18 protein-coding genes and 1 riboswitch are annotated in these 17,676 nt (G+C 37.2%); of the genes, 10 read left to right on the top strand and 8 right to left on the bottom strand.

Features of this window, described 5'->3' with window-relative positions:
- Positions 1-4 precede the first annotated feature (4 nt).
- The 4 genes from AC58DT_RS03825 to AC58DT_RS03810 all read left to right on the top strand — a co-directional run bounded on the left by AC58DT_RS03825 (position 5) and on the right by AC58DT_RS03810 (position 3,880).
- Positions 5-274 carry a TIGR03643 family protein gene (locus AC58DT_RS03825; protein ID WP_497215488.1) on the top strand — a complete coding sequence of 90 codons (270 nt, stop codon included), beginning with the start codon at positions 5-7 and terminating at the stop codon, positions 272-274.
- 115 nt (positions 275-389) lie between these two features.
- Positions 390-2,297, top strand: a complete 1,908-nt coding sequence (gene acs / locus AC58DT_RS03820) for an acetate--CoA ligase (RefSeq protein WP_497215487.1) — start codon at positions 390-392, stop codon at positions 2,295-2,297.
- 197 nt (positions 2,298-2,494) lie between these two features.
- On the top strand, positions 2,495-2,671 hold the full coding sequence (locus AC58DT_RS03815; RefSeq protein ID WP_497215486.1) for a DUF1328 domain-containing protein: 177 nt from the start codon (positions 2,495-2,497) through the stop codon (positions 2,669-2,671).
- Positions 2,672-2,860: 189 nt separating this feature from the next.
- Positions 2,861-3,880, top strand: a complete 1,020-nt coding sequence (locus AC58DT_RS03810) for a helix-turn-helix domain-containing protein (RefSeq protein WP_497215485.1) — start codon at positions 2,861-2,863, stop codon at positions 3,878-3,880.
- A gap of 221 nt (positions 3,881-4,101) precedes the next feature.
- Here the strand turns inward: AC58DT_RS03810 and AC58DT_RS03805 are convergent, their stop codons facing one another.
- Together AC58DT_RS03805 and AC58DT_RS03800 are read right to left on the bottom strand one after the other, a co-directional pair.
- Positions 4,102-4,413, bottom strand: coding sequence for a hypothetical protein (locus AC58DT_RS03805; protein ID WP_497215484.1), 312 nt, complete (start codon positions 4,411-4,413; stop codon positions 4,102-4,104).
- 217 nt (positions 4,414-4,630) lie between these two features.
- Positions 4,631-4,804: a hypothetical protein gene (locus tag AC58DT_RS03800; RefSeq protein ID WP_497215483.1), complete on the bottom strand. Its 174-nt coding sequence runs from the start codon at positions 4,802-4,804 to the stop codon at positions 4,631-4,633.
- A 196-nt stretch (positions 4,805-5,000) separates the two neighbouring features.
- Here AC58DT_RS03800 and purB point away from each other — a divergent pair, with 196 nt between their 5' ends.
- Complete coding sequence (purB, locus tag AC58DT_RS03795) at positions 5,001-6,344, top strand: adenylosuccinate lyase (protein WP_497215481.1); 1,344 nt, start codon at positions 5,001-5,003, stop codon at positions 6,342-6,344.
- A gap of 71 nt (positions 6,345-6,415) precedes the next feature.
- On the opposite strand, the gene AC58DT_RS03790 is transcribed toward purB, so the two are convergent.
- From AC58DT_RS03790 to AC58DT_RS03775, 4 genes are read right to left on the bottom strand one after another with little or no spacing between them, the layout of a single operon-like run.
- A complete protein-coding gene (locus AC58DT_RS03790; protein ID WP_497215480.1) occupies positions 6,416-6,958 on the bottom strand; it encodes a GFO_1091 family lipoprotein in 543 nt (180 codons plus the stop codon).
- 2 nt (positions 6,959-6,960) lie between these two features.
- On the bottom strand, positions 6,961-7,500 hold the full coding sequence (locus AC58DT_RS03785; protein WP_497215479.1) for a GFO_1090 family protein: 540 nt from the start codon (positions 7,498-7,500) through the stop codon (positions 6,961-6,963).
- A gap of 43 nt (positions 7,501-7,543) precedes the next feature.
- Positions 7,544-7,981 (bottom strand): PG0215 family putative anti-sigma factor, encoded by a 438-nt coding sequence (locus tag AC58DT_RS03780; RefSeq protein WP_497215477.1) that lies wholly within the window; start codon positions 7,979-7,981, stop codon positions 7,544-7,546.
- Complete coding sequence (locus AC58DT_RS03775) at positions 7,968-8,474, bottom strand: GFO_1088 family ECF-type sigma factor (protein WP_497215476.1); 507 nt, start codon at positions 8,472-8,474, stop codon at positions 7,968-7,970. Before AC58DT_RS03775 ends, AC58DT_RS03780 begins: the two co-directional genes overlap by 14 nt.
- Before the next feature lie 207 nt (positions 8,475-8,681).
- Between AC58DT_RS03775 and AC58DT_RS03770 the strand changes: the two genes are divergently transcribed.
- Positions 8,682-10,076, top strand: coding sequence for a GFO_1087 family putative carboxy terminal peptidase (locus AC58DT_RS03770; protein ID WP_497215475.1), 1,395 nt, complete (start codon positions 8,682-8,684; stop codon positions 10,074-10,076).
- 76 nt (positions 10,077-10,152) lie between these two features.
- On the opposite strand, the gene AC58DT_RS03765 is transcribed toward AC58DT_RS03770, so the two are convergent.
- Positions 10,153-11,199 carry a YncE family protein gene (locus tag AC58DT_RS03765; RefSeq protein WP_497215473.1) on the bottom strand — a complete coding sequence of 349 codons (1,047 nt, stop codon included), beginning with the start codon at positions 11,197-11,199 and terminating at the stop codon, positions 10,153-10,155.
- 14 nt (positions 11,200-11,213) lie between these two features.
- Complete coding sequence (locus AC58DT_RS03760; RefSeq protein WP_497215472.1) at positions 11,214-13,046, bottom strand: TonB-dependent receptor plug domain-containing protein; 1,833 nt, start codon at positions 13,044-13,046, stop codon at positions 11,214-11,216.
- Positions 13,047-13,075: 29 nt separating this feature from the next.
- Positions 13,076-13,288, bottom strand: a riboswitch (cobalamin riboswitch).
- A gap of 45 nt (positions 13,289-13,333) precedes the next feature.
- On the opposite strand from AC58DT_RS03760, the gene AC58DT_RS03755 reads away from it, so the two are divergent.
- The 4 genes from AC58DT_RS03755 to AC58DT_RS03740 are packed head-to-tail and all read left to right on the top strand — an operon-like array spanning position 13,334 to position 17,672.
- Positions 13,334-14,479, top strand: coding sequence for an ABC transporter substrate-binding protein (locus AC58DT_RS03755; protein ID WP_497215471.1), 1,146 nt, complete (start codon positions 13,334-13,336; stop codon positions 14,477-14,479).
- Positions 14,479-15,510: a FecCD family ABC transporter permease gene (locus AC58DT_RS03750; protein WP_497215470.1), complete on the top strand. Its 1,032-nt coding sequence runs from the start codon at positions 14,479-14,481 to the stop codon at positions 15,508-15,510. Before AC58DT_RS03755 ends, AC58DT_RS03750 begins: the two co-directional genes overlap by 1 nt.
- Positions 15,511-16,305 (top strand): ABC transporter ATP-binding protein, encoded by a 795-nt coding sequence (locus tag AC58DT_RS03745; RefSeq protein WP_497215469.1) that lies wholly within the window; start codon positions 15,511-15,513, stop codon positions 16,303-16,305.
- Positions 16,306-16,331: 26 nt separating this feature from the next.
- Positions 16,332-17,672: a DNA recombination protein RmuC gene (locus AC58DT_RS03740; RefSeq protein WP_497215468.1), complete on the top strand. Its 1,341-nt coding sequence runs from the start codon at positions 16,332-16,334 to the stop codon at positions 17,670-17,672.
- Positions 17,673-17,676 lie beyond the last annotated feature (4 nt).

Raw genomic sequence — 17,676 nt, 5'->3', positions numbered from 1 at the left:
CATAATGACCGAAAGAGAATTAGATAGAATATTTGAAATGGCTTGGGAAGACCGAACTCCTTTTGAAGCCATTGAATTTCAGTTTGGTCTTTCAGAAAAAAATGTGATCAAAATAATGCGTAGCTATTTAAGAAATAGCAGCTTCAAACTTTGGCGTAAACGCGTTAACAGTGGTGTTAGTAAAAAACATCTCAAAAAAAGAAATCCAGAAATCAATAGGTTTAAATGCTCACGGCAAAAAGCAATTTCAGGAAACAAAATAAGTAAAAGATAGCACAGCTAATTTTCTAAAATAAATTACCTCTTTCATTTTTAAGACTCACCATAATTAAATATATTTCTGAATCCTTTTCAATTATTTCAGAATTACTGCGCAAAATCTTAAAACAATGAGCAACTACCACATCAAGAACTTAGAAGAATATTTTCAGGTTTACAGAAAATCGGTCCGTGATCCGGAAAACTTTTGGGAGGAAATTGCAGAAGAAAACTTTCTTTGGCGCCATCGATGGAATAAAGTGTTGGAGTATGATCTAGTTAAACCTGAGGTTTCTTGGTACAAAGGTGCTAAACTGAACATTACAGAGAACTGCATAGACCGACATATCTACACCCGAGGCGACAAAACAGCGATAATTTTTGAACCGAACGATCCCGTTGAAGAAGCGCAGCATATAACTTACAAAGAGTTACATGAACGTGTCTGCAGGTTTTCAAATGTACTGTTGGAACAGGGGATAAAAAAAGGAGATAGAGTTTGTATTTATCTCCCTATGATTCCTGAATTAGCGGTTTCGTTATTGGCCTGCGCCCGGATCGGCGCTATACATTCAGTGGTTTTTGCTGGTTTTTCCTCCACAGCACTTTCTACCCGAATCAACGATTCAGAATGCAAAATTGTTATTACCAGTGATGGCTCCTATCGCGGCAATAAAACTATTGATTTAAAGGGAATTGTGGACGAGGCATTGGAATCCTGCCCAAGTATAAAAACCGTGTTGGTAGCCAAGCGTACTCATACTGAAATAACAATGAAAAAAAATCGCGACAAATGGTTACAACCACTACTGGACGAGGCTTATCACGATTGCGTACCTGAAATTATGGACGCTGAAGACCCATTGTTTATTCTATATACTTCAGGCAGTACGGGAAGACCCAAGGGAATGGTACATACCACAGCTGGCTATATGGTCTATACCGCATATACTTTTAAAAACGTATTTCAATATAGGGAAGATGATGTGTATTGGTGTACAGCAGACATTGGCTGGATTACGGGCCACAGTTATATAGTTTACGGACCGTTGGCAAATGGCGCCACGACCCTAATGTTTGAGGGTGTTCCCTCCTACCCTGATTTTGGCAGGTTTTGGCAGGTTGTGGAAAAACATAAGGTTAGTCAGTTTTATACTGCTCCCACAGCAATTAGGGCGTTAGCAAAGGAACGGTTGGATTTTTCTGAAAACTATGATCTTTCTTCCTTAAAAATCTTAGGCAGTGTGGGTGAACCCATAAACGAGGAAGCTTGGCATTGGTATGATGAAAACATCGGGAAACGAAAATGCCCCATTGTAGATACTTGGTGGCAAACCGAGACTGGCGGGATAATGATTTCGCCAATTCCTTATTCTACACCCACTATTCCCACTTATGCCACACTACCATTGCCCGGCATACAACCCGCGCTGATGGATGAGAATGGTGATGAACTAAAAGGCAACCTCGTTAGTGGGCGTTTGTGTTTAAAATATCCTTGGCCTGGAATGGCCCGAACCATTTGGGGCAATCACGAACGGTATCGTGAAACATATTTTTCGGCTTTTGAAAACAAATATTTCACCGGTGACGGAGCATTGCGCGACAGTACAGGCTATTATCGTATCACAGGCCGTGTGGATGATGTTATAATTGTTTCTGGCCATAATCTGGGCACTGCGCCTATTGAAGACGCAGTAAACGAACATCCAGCCGTGGCGGAAAGTGCAATTGTAGGCTTCCCACACGACGTGAAAGGTAATGCGCTGTATGGATTTATTATTTTAAAAGAAATCGGTGAAAGCCGTCTGCACGAAAATTTACGCAAAGAAATAAACCAGATTATTACCGAACATATTGGTCCGATTGCAAAACTTGATAAAATACAGTTTACTACAGGTTTGCCCAAAACCCGAAGTGGCAAAATCATGCGACGAATACTCAGAAAGATTGCAGAGAAGGACACTGCCAATCTAGGCGATATTTCTACCTTGTTGAACCCAGAGGTGGTACAAGAGATTATGGAGGGGGCCCTTTAAATGATAATTCATTCTTTTATATCCAAAATTTTCAAAAAGGAGTTTTAGCAATAAATTGAAAACACATTTAAACTAATATGGCTGTAATTATTTAAATGAGTTAAAAAAAAGTGGAAATAAATTAGTTGAAAAATCAACAATTGAATATCTTTATAACACTGACAGTTAATAATTTATAAACCTCTAAACTCCTCGTCATGCTTTGGACCATCCTTTTTTTATTTTTAACCGTGGTGGCCGCCGTCCTTGGTTTTTTAGGATTGGGATTTGGCCCAATTGAACCCGCCAAAACCGCATTCTATGTTTTGGGAGCTTGTTTGCTTATTTCCGTATTCATGCAGAAGCGAAAAAAACGCAAAAGATATTATGAATAGTTTTAGAATAATTTTTTAAAAAAGGCCGCTCACTTACTATAGCGGTTTTTTTATTAAAAAATATTTTTTATAACCCTTTGTTAAACAACATATTATATGTTATAATTGCATTTAAGTTAAACAATGTACGGATATAGAACATTGCATTTCAATTGTAAGTAGTATTTTGGCTTAACAAAAAACCTCCACATGAATTCCATTCAAGTTAACTCACTTCCCCTAAAGGATGTTATAAGGGATATAGCAGAAGTTTTCAACATTTCCTATTCCGAAAATTGCGGCGAATATTTATTGCAGTTGCCCGAATCTGTTGGCGAGGGTACTATTCGCGGGATTAATTTTGAAGGCGGGCTAGGCCTTATCCAATACAATTGTCTTTTCAAGGAAGATTTGGAAATACATTTTGTAGTAAACCACATACATCCGTTAAAATTTCTTTATACAGTAAGCGGCACCTTACAGCACCGTTTTGAGAATGAAGAAGACTTGCATGAGATTAAGCAATACCAAAACGCCATTGTAGCCAGCAGTAAGCACAATGGCCATGTATTACTGTTTGAAGCCAACCAACGCATAACAGTGAACAGCTTAGAAATAGAACGTGAAAAATTTCAGGCCAAAATGGAATGCGACATAAAAAGTCTTGATGACGAACTAGAGCAATTATTTAAGGATATTAAAGCCAACGGAGCATTTTATCACAGTGGAAATTACAGTCTTAACATTGCCGATATCTTGACACAAATGGTTGATTTTACTGATGAAAATTTTACTCGCAAACTGTTTTTGGAAGGCATGGCCTATCAAATTTTAACGCATCAGATCCTTCAATATCAAGATGATAAAAAAGACGAAGGAAACCGTACGCTAATCCGCTCTACTGAATTGAAACAAATAAACCATATTTCCAGTCTTATAGAAAGCAATATTTCAGATGTACCCACAGTGGAGAACTTAGCACGTGAAGCGGGACTGAATATAAACAAGCTGCAAGAAGGTTTCAAAAAACTATATGGCACTACTGTAAATAATTATGTACAGAAAACAAGGCTTGATGCAGCTTACAATCTTTTGACCAAAACAGATCTTAGTATTTCTGAAATTGTAAATGCAATTGGGTTAAGCAGTAAAAGCTACTTTTCGAAAATATTTAAGGAAAAGTATAGTATATCACCTTCCGAATTTCGCAAAAAGCACCAGGATAAATAAAAAACCCCAGTCAAAATAAATTCCGACTGGAGTTTCCTCTTCTTCATAGCAATTCTTTACTGTTGCTAAAATAGCTTAGTTAGCGATATTTTTTTAACTCAAAAAGACAAATCATTAACCCAAAATCTTTTTTTAAATTATTATTTTTATTAAAAAAAAGAAAACCCTTCCGTGCAGCGACGTTGGAAGGGTTTTACAGTTGCGTTATGTAGGTACAACTGCTATTTCCAGTTTTTTATTTCTTTTTCCAGTTGGGCTCTAGATTTTCCGGTTTTATTTTCAAGCTTTTTTAAAGTTTCTGAAAAGGATTCATCTTTAAATTCAGAGACGTTTATATCTAAATTGTAGTTTTTATTAAAGTCTGAAGCTATCTTTTTCCACTTCTGTTCTAAATAATCATTGCCATCCTTTTCATTTTCAGTATTGTCGGACTCGGTATTATCTTTAACGTAGCTTTTTTCATCTGGCTCGTTATGATGTTCACTTTGGGCACCTTTACCTACACTATGTTTTGGATTTCCTTTATTGCTCATGATCTAAAATATTTGTTGCAATCTTGCTTAATTATTAATTAATATTCTTTTAAATTAACATATATCGTCTGTAAACTACCACAAAACGATTATTTTTCAATATATTTACCAATCCACTCTTTCCTTTTTATCCCCACAATAGAAACCCCTTTCTCATTGTGTTGATTAAGGGGTTTCGCCGTATCCTTAAAACGGATACTCAATTTCAAAACAACCATTATTCTTCCTCTTCTACTGGATGACGCTGGTTTTGTGGTCTGTTTTGAGGATTCCTCTGTTGATTTTGTTGTTCATTTTGAGGATTCCATTGCTGATTCTGATTTTGTGTACTCATAGCAATTTGATTAAAATAATAAATCATTTTTCTTTTCACAATTAAAGTTAACTTCATATCAAACTTTTGAAAGCCAACAAAATCATAAAATTGCAAAACGATTTATTTTTTTAACTAACCATTATCTTAAAAAAGCATTTTGTTGACATTTCGTTAAGTCTGAAGATCAAAATGAAATGGAAAATTTTATACCCAGACCCTTTCTTTATAACTCGTTGGTGTTTCGTATCTTTGCGCTTTTAAATTTTGAACCATGTACACCAACGCATTACAAGCCATTTCGCCAATAGACGGCAGATACGCATCAAAAACATCCAGCCTTATTCCTTATTTTTCTGAAGAAGCGCTCATCCGTTATCGCGTGCAAGTGGAAATTGAATATTTTATTGCCTTGGTGGAACTGGAACTTCCCCAATTAAATGATTTTCAACAAAAAAACTTTTCAAAATTAAGAGACTTGTACCTTGAATTTACTGTGCAGGATGCCATAAAAATCAAGGAAACCGAAAAAGTGACCAATCACGATGTAAAAGCTGTTGAATATTTTATAAAAGAAAAATTTGACGCTTTAAATCTTCAGAAATACAAAGAATTCATCCACTTTGGACTGACCTCACAAGACATCAACAATACTGCAATTCCACTTTCGCTGAAAGATGCCATCAACAACGTTTACGTACCGCTCTTGATGGAAGTGAAAAATAAACTGAAAGCACTTTCTGAAGATTGGGCCGAAGTTTCCATGCTTGCGCGGACGCATGGACAACCTGCTTCTCCAACCCGTTTGGGAAAGGAAATAGAAGTTTTTGTAGTGCGAATTGAGGAACAGTTTGATTTAATGAACGATATAAAAAGTGCTGCAAAATTTGGCGGTGCAACAGGTAACTTTAACGCACACAAAGTAGCTTATCCAGATATTGATTGGAGAGCGTTTGGAAAAAAGTTCGTACAAAATAAGTTAGGGTTGCACCACTCCTTCCCTACCACACAGATTGAGCATTACGATCATATGGCTGCTCTTTTTGATTGTTTGAAAAGAATAAACAATATTTTAATTGATTTGGACAGGGATATTTGGACCTACGTTTCCATGGATTATTTCAAACAAAAAATTAAAAAAGGGGAAGTTGGTTCCAGCGCCATGCCACACAAGGTAAACCCTATAGACTTTGAAAACAGTGAAGGTAATTTGGGAATTGCAAATGCGCTTTTTGAACACCTTTCCGCAAAACTTCCTATAAGTAGATTACAACGTGATCTTACTGATAGTACCGTTTTAAGAAATATTGGTGTTCCCATTGGGCATACACTTATTGCTTTTCAATCCACCTTAAAAGGCTTGAACAAATTATTGTTGAACGAATCGAAGTTTGCAGAGGACCTTGAGAATAACTGGGCTGTAGTAGCCGAAGCAATCCAAACCATTTTAAGAAGAGAAGGCTATCCAAACCCTTATGAAGCTTTAAAAGGATTAACGCGCACCAACGAAAGGATTAACCAAACTTCAATTGCAAATTTCATAGAAACGCTGGAAGTGCCTGAAAGCGTTAAACAGGAAATGAGAAACATAACGCCCGGAAACTACACCGGCATTTAAAAAATAGACCTATAAAAAAGGCTTCAACCAAAGAGAAGGAAGAAGCCTTTTTCGACTATTAATCAACTAATTTAATCTTTAAATATTTTTCCAAAACCTTCGAGTTTAGAGACGTCCAGATCGCCTCGTTCAGCAGATTTCATTAGTTTCAACATTTGGTCCGGGCGCATATTTTCACCCAACAATCTGAAAACCGCAAAACCACGATTATCATCACTCGCAAAAACAATCACCTCATCAATAGCATCTTCTTCACCTGTATACTTTAGAGTTGCATTCCAGTCATTGCTTTTAATGCGGGTAAGCTCTTTGTATTGCTCTTGGTCTAATATGTTTTTTAACTTTTGGCGTTCCATCTCATAATTGGCTGTATCACCTTCAACAATAGGATAAGCAACAACATTCACTTTTTTAATAGTATTAAGAATGTCTTTCTCTTCTTGTGTAAAATTGCCGGTGTTTCCCTGGAGCAAACTAGCTGCTATGTCCATTTTTACAAATTTGTCATCGTCTTGCTTTTCAACCAGATACTTTTGCAAGGACTTGTCACTACAAGAGACCAATGCTAGTGCACCCAATATTAAAGCCATAAAATATTTCAGTAATGATGCCATCGTTATTGTTTTTTCTTGGTGTCAATATTCTTAAGTTCTTCGCTACCGGGAACTTTTAGATCTTCAGTCAATTTTGAGATTTGCTTTAAATCTATATTTCCGGTGATGCTCATAATAACGGTTGTGGGTTTTCCGTCCACAATTCCATCCATATGCATCAACAGTTCACTTACAAAGTTTTCATTTTTGCCTTCTTTGCTGTAGAATTTTATATTTCTGCCATCTTCTTTTACGCGCATCAATTCCCCTAAATTTTTAGAGGTAGAAACATATTTTGCCACAGCGGCATCCATTTTTTGTGAAACGGCTGGATTACCGGTGGTAAAAATTTTAATGTTGTCTAGATCGTTTACCATTTTCAGATATGCCTGCGCTTCCGGATCGGTGGAATTAAGATCCATTTTGCTCAAAAGTTTGAACATATTTTTGGTAACCACTACAGAGGTTACATCTTTTTCGTTTTCAAAGGAATCAAAAGCGTTTTGAGTCCACGAAACCATAGGCGCTATTGCCAGTGCTATTACTATTGCTATTTTTTTCATCGTTTATAAGTGTTATTAAGTTATTGTTTATTTTTAAAACTTATTATTCAAAAATTTTATTTTTTGTTTTTCCAAATTGGCCCACAACGGTAAGCTGTTCCGCTCCTTTATTTAGGTTTTCAGAGAGCAGCATCATTGCTTGTTTGCTTTTTTCAAACGCCGCCAGAGCTTCTTTTTCCTCTTGAGAGTAATTGGGTTGTGAGAGATAAAAACTACCCACCCCAAACGCTACAACAAGCATTGCGGCTATGGAATACCACCAGACTTTATTACTTTGTGGTTTTGATTCAGGCAAGGCAAACGTTCTGGTGGAGCGTTCTGCTTTTGCTACTTTTAGACCTGCAAAAATTGGCTGGTACTGAATTAAATCATCAGCTACCCTTTCATTGTTAAAATAGTCCTGTAACAATTTTTCTTCTGCAAGGGTGGTTGTGCCTTCAAAATAGGCCTCAAGCAATTTTTTTATCTTAACTGACTCCATAATTATAATTTTTTATCATTGCGTCCCTAACTGTTTTGCGGGCTCGGGAAAGTGCCACTCGTATTGCGGTTTCGTTACTATCAAGCATCTGCGCTATTTCTGAAAACTCAAATTCTTCTACATCGCGTAGTTGGAGAACGATTCGTTGTTGCTCTGGCAAGGTTTCCATTATTTTAAAAACAATTTCAACACCGTCATTCGCTTCAATTTTCTTTTCAATATTTTCTGAGGTTTGAAAGTTGTTATGTACAATTTTCAAATTTGATGCCTGTTTTGATTTTAAACGGTCCAAGCAATAATTCTTAGTCATTGTAATTGCAAATGCTTCGGGGTTTTTATAATTCTCAATATTTTGCTTTCCTTTCCACAATTTCAAAAACACTTCCTGTACTGCATCCTCAGCTTCATCCTTTGAGACCAAAATTCGTTTCGCCAAACGGTATAGCTTATCCTTAAAAGGCATTATTAAAGTAATAAACTCGGTCTTTTCCATTTTGGTTGGTTGTTGGTTATGGTGCCGTCTATTTAAATGACGAATAGGTTCTGTTTTTGTTACATTGAAATTTTATCCGTGAATTTTCGACAAAATTTTAGACTGTATAAAGTCCCTAAATAATTTCGACTAAAAAAGCATATTTTTACCGTTACAATATAATCCCTAATTTACCTGTTTAAAAAGAATACCTTAATAAACCCATTTATGAAGAAAAGAATTTTCATTTCCCTTTTAATCGTTTCGGTACTTTTTGTTTCGTGTTTTGAAGATGCTGATGACAACCTTCAGCCTGCATCTACCATAGACATTCAGAATTTTATTTACCGCGGTCTTAATTATTTCTATCTATATAAAGCGGACAGTCCAGAACTGGCCAACGATGCTTTTGCCAACCAGGATGAGCTAAATAACTTTTTAAATAATTATCAAACTCCAGAAACTCTGTTTGACTATTTGTTGTCATCCCAAGATCGTTTCAGCAATCTTTATAGCGACTATACACTTATTGAGAATGCACTTAGTGGTATAACCCTAAGCAACGGTATGGAGTTTGGCTTGGTTTATTATCCAGACAACAGCGGGAATGTTTTTGGCTACGTGCGCTACGTGCTTCCCAATACCGATGCCCAATCACAAGGTTTGGTACGGGGTGATATTTTTACAACAATAGACGGTCAACAGTTGAATGAAAACAATTACAACGATTTGCTTGCGCCAAACAGTTATACCATTGGGTTCGCTAATTATGATGGGACTGATTTTACCCTTACGGGAGAAACTGCGCTTTTGAACAAAACACAGTACAATGAAAACCCTGTATATAAAGCTGAAACACTAACCGTCAACGGAAACAAAATAGGCTATTTAATGTATAACGGTTTCATAAAAGATTATGATACCGAACTTAACAATGCCTTTGCTCAGTTTAAAGCTGATGGAGTGAGCAGCTTGGTTCTCGATCTTAGATACAATGGCGGTGGTTCTGTAGAAACGGCAACCGATCTTGCTAGTATGATTACGGGACAATTTAACGGTCAAGTTTTTTATAAGGAATTTTGGAATGCAGACAGACAACCTGAATATGCGGAAAATGGTGTTTTTGACAATACGATCAGTAATGGAAGTTCCATCAGCAGCTTAAATCTTTCACAAGTTTATATTATTACCACCAGAAGAAGTGCTTCGGCCAGCGAATTGGTTTTGAACGGACTAAAACCCTATATAGATGCTGTTCAAGTAGGTGATACAACCACAGGAAAATTTCAAGCTTCGTTTTTGTTATACGATGCTCCCGCACCACAGTTTAGCAGAAGTGAGGCAAATCCGAACCATACTTATGCCATGCTTCCTTTGGTGTTTAAAACAGCTAATGCTGCTGGAAACACAGATTTTACAGAAGGTTTGTTTCCGCAGATTCCATTACAGGAAAATTATTTCAACCTGGGACAATTGGGTGATGAAAATGAACCCTTGCTTGCCGCTGCGCTTTTTGAAATTGCAGGCAGACCTATGCCATCCAATAAAGGAGTTCAGTATTTAAAAGAATTTTCAGACAGTAATGCTGATTCTCCTATTTACGGAAAAATGATTGGTAACTAACATTAATGATTTTAAAAAAAAGAAACTCCGTTGAATTTTGAAGATTCAACGGAGTTTTTTATGTTTTGAAGTTAGATTATTCGTTGAAATAAATGCCTCCGGGCACTATCCCCGTTTGGAAATTTTGGACTTGTTGGTTTGTTGAAAGATCATATATAAGTAGTGAACCTCTACTCGCAAAATCGTCTGCATCTGTAGCGTACAACATTCCATCCTTTGCCTCCAAAGCATAGAAAAAGCCATCTACAATATCATTACCGGGTAATGATATAGAAGCCACGTTTAAACTGTAAACCTTTCCATCCAAAGAGTAGAAAAGATTGCTTCCATCCATTGTTAAGCTCGATGGGTGTTCAACGGTACCGAAGGTGTAGGTGTTTGAAATTTCATTATTTGAAAGATTTATTTCCACAAGGGAGCCCGCAGTTTCATTTCCAGTATAATTAGGATTACCTCCACACAATACAAATAGGGAATTGCCCGCAATTACCATTGAGTTTGGAGCATCGCCAACCGTAATTGTACTTTCAAGCGTATTTCCTGAAATTACGGAGATTAAGTTATTCTGCCCAAAGCCACCTTGGTGGGCTACATAGATTTTATTATTGTACGAAACCATTCTTTCCGGTCCAAAAGAAACAGGAATAGTTGATGAAACTGTATTGTTACGCAAATCTAACACTGCCACAAAATCATCAGCGGTATCGTTGGGATCACCCCAGTTTGTTACGTATCCTTTACTTCCATCGGCCCCCATAAAGTAGCGTGGATTATTAACTCCTGCTTTAATAGAATCAACGGCTTCAAAGGAATACCTGTTGGCAATCATGATTTTGTTTGAATTGTTTACAACTATATAGGCATTGTCATCTTGAAACCCCATAGACTGTACGATATTGCCCAGTTCGGTGCCGTTTACAGTTCTATAAATATTTTGGGTAACTGTACTGAAATCTTCAGAGATAAACGTAATGTTTCCACTACCATTTCCAAAGAGGCCTTCGTTGGTCACTAAAATTCCCTTTTCAAAAGCTGCGGGCACATATTCTGGTGGAGTATCATCGTCATTGCTACACGACATAAAAAATAGAGCTGTAATTGCTGCAAAAAGTACTTTATTCATCATTTTCATTTTAATTATAATTTAAAGTTTAAAAATATTTCAATATTTCTTGAGGGCATGGGCCTAAACGCTACATTTTCATAATAGGTATTAAAAGCATTTTTAAGCCTTCCCCCAAAAGTAATGTTTGGATCAAAAGGTAAGTGATATTCAGCACCAAAGTTGAAAATCGTATAACCAGCAACACTTTCACTATTGTCGGTGGTGGTATAGGCTTTACCATTAAACAAACCCTGGGCGTAAATAGCAAATTTTCTAAGATTGTATTGCAAAGTTCCGCTGGCCTTATGGATGGGAACGTAGATAAGCTGTTTTTTCTTTTCCAAATCTTCTGCCTTCGTATAGGAAAAGTTTGCATTAAAATCCAATGTTTGTTGGTTTTTTAATTTTATGAAATAACCAACGGCTACCTCAAGACCATAATTTCTGGCTTTTTGGATATTCATCGGTTCCCAAATTCCGCCATTTCCGGGAATCCATTTTATTAAATTTTCTGAAGAAATATAATAAACCGCTATATCGGCCTTAAGATTTCCGAAAGAAAATTCCTGCCCCAATTCCGTTTGATACGAAGTTTCTGGCTGCAATTCAACATTGCCACCGGCGTACCAATATAAATCATTGAACGTAGGAACTCGATAGTTTTTTGAGCCGTTCACACGAAAGGCGTATTGTTTTGAAACTATCCATTTTGCATCGGCCGAAAAAAGCCAAGGATTTTCAAAATCATTCAAAAATTCTTTTCGGATGTTAAATCCATAAGTGAATTTTTTTGAAACTTTATGATTCAACAAAAGCACTGCAGCCATTGTTCTTCGGTCATTTTTCCCCACATTGCTACCTTCGGCAGTTACATAATTGTACTCTAACTTTCCGTTTAAGCGTAACTTTTTAAGAAGAAAAATCTCTGCTTGAAGGAAGCTGATAAATGTATTGGCTTTTCCTTCGTCATAAAACGGTTTGTTACTATCCGGAAAATAACGGTACTGCTCAAAAAGATGTGCCGCTGCCAACTTGGTTTGAAAAGCACCCAGTTTTTGTTGCACTTGCCAAAGATTTCTCGTAGCAATATCTTTATAGGCATCTTTGCCAACAGTATTTAAGCTTCCCGAAAAATTCCGGTCGTTATACGTATATTCCGAATTCCAGGTTGCCACACCATTTTCCAGCTTACGCGCTTCATTTATTTTTGCCGAAAAACGTAAAAATTCTCCGTGATTATTTTTTTGATTCCTTCCCACATAATCATAATCATTTTCTGAACTGATAAAATCCACACCGACATTTAAATAATGATTGCCCCAAGTTTGTGTTGTATTGGCATTACCTCCCAACGTGGCAAAACTACCATAGCGTAGCCCAAATTTCGTAATATCCATTTTTTCAAAAGAAAAGGAATTATTCAGATGAATACTCCCGCCCACGGCGCCACTACCATATTGTACACCACCGCCGCCACTTCTTATTGAAATTTCGTCATAATTTAAAGGAGAAATTACATTGAAATCGGTTTGGCCGGTAAATACCGAGTTTATATTGATTCCGTTCCAAACTACGGCAGTCTGGGCCGCATTTGTACCCCGAAAGGAAGGCGAAGATACCATCCCAAATCCGTTCTCCTTAAAATAAATTGTTGAATTGTACCGGAGCGTTTCCGTTAGCGAGCCAGCATTTCTTTCCACAATGGAATCTTCGAGTTTTTCAAGTTTAAATCCTTTTGAAAAGTGTATGAATTTTGAATCGGTCAGCATTACTTCGGGCAACCGCTGGATACTGTCCAATTGTGCATTCGCTGAAACCGAGGCCAGAAAAATAATATAAATAATATGGAAACCTATTTGCTTCATAATTCAACCTTTATCCCGAAAGTTTGACGTTTTATGTTATGAATAAGGCAGGTCTCCTGGCTTGTCTTTTTGTGCAACCTTCCCATCCGCCATATGCGAACAGTGGTTTTTGAAGCATGCACGCCCGAAAATACTTCGGGACGACTTACAGTTGCGGGAACAGCTTCGGATTTTAACCGAATTCCCTTTTAAGAGCGTTTTACGATACGGAAAACTGCTCACCAAAATTCATGGCAAAAATAGGTTTTAAATATTAGTTCGCCCAAACAAAACCATTATTTTTGGGGATGCAAAAAATTGTTTTCCTCATAAACATCCTTATTTTTTTTACTGCCTGTAAAAACAATGGCGATACTTCCGAACCAATAAAAACTGAAAATCAACCCCAAAAAATGGTATCAGTTACCTATGCGGAGGGTTTTGAAATTGAGGAGCTGGGAAATTTTAAGGTTATCACTTTAAAAAAGCCCTGGCCGGGAACTGACAAAACGTTTAAATATGCTTTAGTTAAAAAAAACACTCCTATAAAAAATCCTGAAAATTATGACGCTGTGGTTGAAGTTCCCGTGAGACAAATTGTGGTCACCTCCACTACCCACATTCCTTCATTGGAAATGCTGAATGAATTGGAAGCTCTAATCGGTTTTCCAAATCTGGATTATATTTCCTCAGAAGAAACACGAAAGAAAATTTCCGAAGGAAAAATTTCTGAGATCGGCAAAAACGAAGACTTGAATACAGAGATTTTGATAGATCTGAGTCCAGATGCGGTTATTGGTTTTGCCGTGGACGGAAATAATTCTGCATACTCAACCCTTCAACAAATGGGGATTCCAGTGCTCTACAATTCAGATTGGACCGAAACGTCACCTTTGGGAAAAGCCGAGTGGATTAAGTTTTTCGGAGCCTTTTTCAATAAAGAAAAAGAAGCCGACAGTATTTTTAAAAATATAGAGACCGAGTATCTATCTGCTAAAAAAATAGCTTCCGACGCCAAAGAAACCCCAACTGTGATCAGTGGTGCAATGTATAAAGACGTTTGGTATATGCCGCAGGGCGATAGTTGGGGAGCACAGTTTATTGCCGATGCAAATGGCGATTATCTTTGGAAACATTCTGGGGGTACTGGAAGTTTATCCCTAAATTTGGAATCTGTTATTGAAAAAGGTCATAAGGCCGATATTTGGATTGGCCCAGGACAATTCACAAGTTTGGAGGAAATGAAAAACGCAAGTCAGGCCTATTCACAATTTAATGCCTACAAATCTGGGAAAGTGTATTCATACAGCCTGAAAAAAGGGGAAACGGGTGGAGTTGTTTATTATGAATTGGCGCCTAACCGACCAGATTTAGTCCTCAAAGATCTTATTAAAATTTTCCATCCTCAATTACTGCCCGACTACAATATTTTCTTTTTTGATCAACTTCAATAATGCAAACTTCTCAAACATACCGGTTTCACTTTTTGGTTCTGTTTTTAGTGCTCATTGCAGTTTTTTTGGTGAATTTAAGTATGGGCTCAGTCTCCATTCCTTTAGATGAAATATTTTCGGTTTTTATAGGAAATGGTGCTTCAAAAGAAACTTGGCGTTATATTTTAATGGATTACCGTTTACCAAAAGCAATTACGGCAATGCTCGCCGGTGGCGGATTGGCAATTTCTGGATTGTTGATGCAAACCTTATTCAGAAATCCTTTGGCAGGTCCTTTTGTTTTAGGGCTTAGCAGTGGCGCAAGTTTAGGCGTTGCCATTTTAATTTTGGGTGCAAGTGCATTTGGAGGATTTTTTGGAACACTATTATTAAGCCAGTGGAGCTTGGTAATCGCCTCCGCATTAGGGAGTTTTTTGGTACTACTTGCCGTACTAGCCGTAACTTTCAGAATAAAAGACACGATGGCCATTTTGATCATCGGGTTGATGTTTGGCAGTGTGACAACAGCCGTAGTTTCGGTTTTGTCATATTTCAGTAATGCGGAACAACTTCAACAATACATTTTTTGGTCCTTCGGAAGTTTGGGTAACCAATCGTGGCAAGGCGTCTTTATTTTAGTAATTTGTTTTTTGGCAGGTTTGCTTTTAAGTATTTTTAGCAGCAAATCATTAAACGCATTACTTTTAGGTGAAAATTATGCGAAAAGCATGGGGCTTCACATCAAAAAAACCACATTTATAATAATACTGGCTACGAGCATTCTAGCTGGAAGCATTACGGCCTTTGTGGGACCCATTGCCTTTGTTGGGCTTGCGGTGCCACACTTGGTGCGCCAGTTTTATAAATCTTCGAACCATTTAGTCTTAATGCCTGCCGTTCTGCTTTGTGGCGCATTGCTTATGCTGGTCTGCGATACCCTGGCTCAATTGCCGTTCAGTGAATTTACATTACCCATAAACGCCATCACCTCATTGGTTGGCGCTCCCATGGTTATTTGGCTTTTAGTACGAAAACGAAAACTTTTCTTCTAAATGGATTCAAAGAAAAAAAATATCATTTTGGAATCACGAAACCTTACCGTGGGTTATGTGAAAAAAACAGGAAATCTGATAATTGCCGATACAGTCAATTTTTCAATTGAAAAAGGAGAATTGGTTGGTTTGGTTGGAGCGAACGGTATTGGAAAATCTACCCTTTTACGAACCTTGACTGGAATGCAAAATTCTTTAAATGGTGAGGTATTTTTAAATGAAAAAAATTTAAAAGAATATTCCTCATTCCAATTGGCGACACAATTAAGCGTTGTTTTGACCGAAGCACCCACCTCAAAAAACCTCTCGGTTATTGAAATGGTTTCCTTGGGAAGACAACCCTACACAAACTGGGTTGGCTCGCTTTCCGAAGAAGATAAAAAAACAATTCAATCTGCACTGGAAGCAACAGAAACTGAAGCCTTGGCCAATAGAAAATGTTTTGAACTGAGCGACGGACAAATGCAACGAGTGGCGATAGCGAGAGCATTGGCGCAGGACACCCCACTAATTATATTGGATGAACCCACAACACATTTGGATATTTATCACCGTGCCTATATCCTGAAACTATTGAAGAAGTTAGCCTCGGAAACAAAAAAAACAATTCTTTTTTCAACCCACGAAATAGATTTGGCCATTCAGCTTACTGACAAAATGCTCGTGATGGCAAAAGGAGAAACATATTTTGACGACCCCTGCAAACTGATTGAAGCTGGAAGATTTGATTCACTTTTTCCGAAAGAAACCATAGATTTTGATGGAAAAACCGGACGTTTTACCATTAGGAAATAAGTATCTTTACTTTAAAATTTATTGCAATGAACGAAACTTTTCTATTTCTCTTACTTGCTGCTATTTGCTTGTTAATCGGTGCATTTTTAGGTCATTACTTTGCTCGTTTAAAAAGTAAAACCGAAACAAGTAAACTTGAAGAACGCCTTGAGAACGCACAACTGCAAGAAGGTAAACTTAACGAACGTTTGGGGCTTTTAGTCTCGGAAAAGGAATCTTTACAAAAAGAGAAAGAACAGGCAAACATGCAGCTCTCACGCCAAAGCGCGGAATATGAAGCCTTGTATTCCGAACTTGAAAAGGAAAAGGAACGCTTCAAAAATTTCGAAAAAGATTTCAATGACAAGTTTGAAAATCTTGCTAATAAAATCTTGTTGGATAAAACCCACAAATTCACGGAATTGAACAAGGAAAATATTGAAGGAATACTAAAACCCTTGAATCAAAAAATCAAGGAATTTGAGGAAAAAGTTGGGAAAAGCAACGAAGATTTCATCAAAGGACACGCAGAACTCGGGAAACAGCTTCAATTCCTAAACGAACAGAATGTGAAAATAAGTGAAGAGGCAAACAATCTTACAAAGGCACTGAAAGGAGAAAGCAAGACCCAAGGAAACTGGGGCGAACTTATTTTGGAACGCGTATTGGAAAAATCGAATTTGGTCAAAGATCGGGAGTATTTTGTCCAAAAATCCTATACCGATGTCGATGGGAACAAAGTGCTGCCTGATGTTGTTATCCATTTGCCCAATGACAAAAGAATGATAATAGATTCAAAAGTATCTTTGACAGCTTATGAAAAATACGTAAACGAAGAAAACGAAGGTTTAAAGGAAAGATTTTTAAAGGACCACGTTCAATCCTTAAAAAATCATATTACCCAATTAAGCTCAAAAAAATATGAGGATTTACACGGAATCCAATCTCCCGATTTCGTTTTGATGTTTATTCCCATTGAGCCAGCCCTATATTTGGCCCAAAATTTTGATAATTCTTTTTTTTACACTGCTTTTCAGAAAAATATATTGTTGGTGAGTCCAACCACACTTCTTTCAACATTGCGGACCATAGACGCGCTGTGGAGCAACGAAAAGCAACAACAAAATGCGTTGGAAATTGCCAACCATGCAAGTAGCCTTTACCACAAATTCAAAATTCTATTGGACGATTTGGAAACGGTTGGAAATAGAATAGCTTCCACAAAGAGCGCATACGATGGAGCGATGAAAAAATTAACAGGTAACCAAAATTTAATCAAGGACATCAACAAACTTGAGGAATTGGGCATTTCACCAAAGGATAAAATGAAGGCTTCGTGGTTAAAAAAGGCAAATGTTAATAACGACGATGAACAAGATTCAAATTAAGAAA

Source organism: Aequorivita sp. CRS11, assembly GCF_059693805.1.
This window is presented reverse-complemented; position numbering and strand designations above follow the sequence as displayed.

What these genes read in the sequence shown, in the direction of transcription:
- AC58DT_RS03825 (WP_497215488.1), top strand. Translation starts at nt 5, where the DNA reads ATGACCGAAAGAGAATTAGATAGAATATTTGAAATGGCTTGGGAAGAC.
- acs (WP_497215487.1), top strand. Translation starts at nt 390, where the DNA reads ATGAGCAACTACCACATCAAGAACTTAGAAGAATATTTTCAGGTTTAC.
- AC58DT_RS03815 (WP_497215486.1), top strand. Translation starts at nt 2,495, where the DNA reads ATGCTTTGGACCATCCTTTTTTTATTTTTAACCGTGGTGGCCGCCGTC.
- AC58DT_RS03810 (WP_497215485.1), top strand. Translation starts at nt 2,861, where the DNA reads ATGAATTCCATTCAAGTTAACTCACTTCCCCTAAAGGATGTTATAAGG.
- AC58DT_RS03805 (WP_497215484.1), bottom strand. Translation starts at nt 4,413, where the DNA reads ATGAGCAATAAAGGAAATCCAAAACATAGTGTAGGTAAAGGTGCCCAA.
- AC58DT_RS03800 (WP_497215483.1), bottom strand. Translation starts at nt 4,804, where the DNA reads ATGAAGTTAACTTTAATTGTGAAAAGAAAAATGATTTATTATTTTAAT.
- purB (WP_497215481.1), top strand. Translation starts at nt 5,001, where the DNA reads ATGTACACCAACGCATTACAAGCCATTTCGCCAATAGACGGCAGATAC.
- AC58DT_RS03790 (WP_497215480.1), bottom strand. Translation starts at nt 6,958, where the DNA reads ATGGCATCATTACTGAAATATTTTATGGCTTTAATATTGGGTGCACTA.
- AC58DT_RS03785 (WP_497215479.1), bottom strand. Translation starts at nt 7,500, where the DNA reads ATGAAAAAAATAGCAATAGTAATAGCACTGGCAATAGCGCCTATGGTT.
- AC58DT_RS03780 (WP_497215477.1), bottom strand. Translation starts at nt 7,981, where the DNA reads ATGGAGTCAGTTAAGATAAAAAAATTGCTTGAGGCCTATTTTGAAGGC.
- AC58DT_RS03775 (WP_497215476.1), bottom strand. Translation starts at nt 8,474, where the DNA reads ATGGAAAAGACCGAGTTTATTACTTTAATAATGCCTTTTAAGGATAAG.
- AC58DT_RS03770 (WP_497215475.1), top strand. Translation starts at nt 8,682, where the DNA reads ATGAAGAAAAGAATTTTCATTTCCCTTTTAATCGTTTCGGTACTTTTT.
- AC58DT_RS03765 (WP_497215473.1), bottom strand. Translation starts at nt 11,199, where the DNA reads ATGAATAAAGTACTTTTTGCAGCAATTACAGCTCTATTTTTTATGTCG.
- AC58DT_RS03760 (WP_497215472.1), bottom strand. Translation starts at nt 13,046, where the DNA reads ATGAAGCAAATAGGTTTCCATATTATTTATATTATTTTTCTGGCCTCG.
- AC58DT_RS03755 (WP_497215471.1), top strand. Translation starts at nt 13,334, where the DNA reads ATGCAAAAAATTGTTTTCCTCATAAACATCCTTATTTTTTTTACTGCC.
- AC58DT_RS03750 (WP_497215470.1), top strand. Translation starts at nt 14,479, where the DNA reads ATGCAAACTTCTCAAACATACCGGTTTCACTTTTTGGTTCTGTTTTTA.
- AC58DT_RS03745 (WP_497215469.1), top strand. Translation starts at nt 15,511, where the DNA reads ATGGATTCAAAGAAAAAAAATATCATTTTGGAATCACGAAACCTTACC.
- AC58DT_RS03740 (WP_497215468.1), top strand. Translation starts at nt 16,332, where the DNA reads ATGAACGAAACTTTTCTATTTCTCTTACTTGCTGCTATTTGCTTGTTA.